The sequence below is a fragment of the Pseudomonas sp. CP-1 genome (genome assembly GCF_021213715.1).
In the GTDB taxonomy this organism is placed as follows: Bacteria; Pseudomonadota; Gammaproteobacteria; order Pseudomonadales; family Pseudomonadaceae; genus Pseudomonas; species Pseudomonas aeruginosa.
In genome coordinates, this window is the sequence record NZ_JAJQKY010000063.1 from 1 (window position 1) to 503 (window position 503).

General features: G+C 65.6%; 1 protein-coding gene. It reads right to left on the minus strand.

Features of this window, described 5'->3' with window-relative positions; all coding sequences use genetic code 11:
- Window positions 1-503: Hcp family type VI secretion system effector (locus LT948_RS33060; protein ID WP_153579291.1), on the minus strand; the 503-nt coding region annotated here is incomplete at both ends.

Here is a 503-nt window from a genome sequence, read left to right on the forward strand (position 1 = left end):
GCGACCGGGGAGCGCCAGTCGTCGGAGCCGGAGGTGCCGGAGACTTCGTGGGTCCAGGTGATCTTGCGGTAGGTGAAGTGCACGTCTTCCAGGTGGGTGAAGTGGGCGTTGCCCGGGTCCTGGCAGTTGTGCATGTAGTCCTTGATGTCGACGATGATCGCGTCTTCCAGGACGGTGGTGTAGTAGTGCTCCTGGGTGCCGGCGGCGGAGGTGCGGTACCACTGGATCTCGACCTTGGTCAGGCGCTCGCCGGAGGTCAGGGCGGCCAGCAGCAGCGGCGAGGCCTTGTCGAAGACCTTGGTGATGACCACCGGCTTGTGCACGCGCTGGCCGGTCGGCTGGCCGGACTGCGGGTCGCGCGGGATGATCACTTCGTGGTTGAAGCCCTGGACCATCACCTGGTCCTCGTGGCCTTCCTGGTAGGTGTTGCCGACCGAGTCCTCAGTGAAGGCGCCGGCGGTGATCAGGCCCTGCTTGGTGCCGGTGATGGACATATAGGCGGG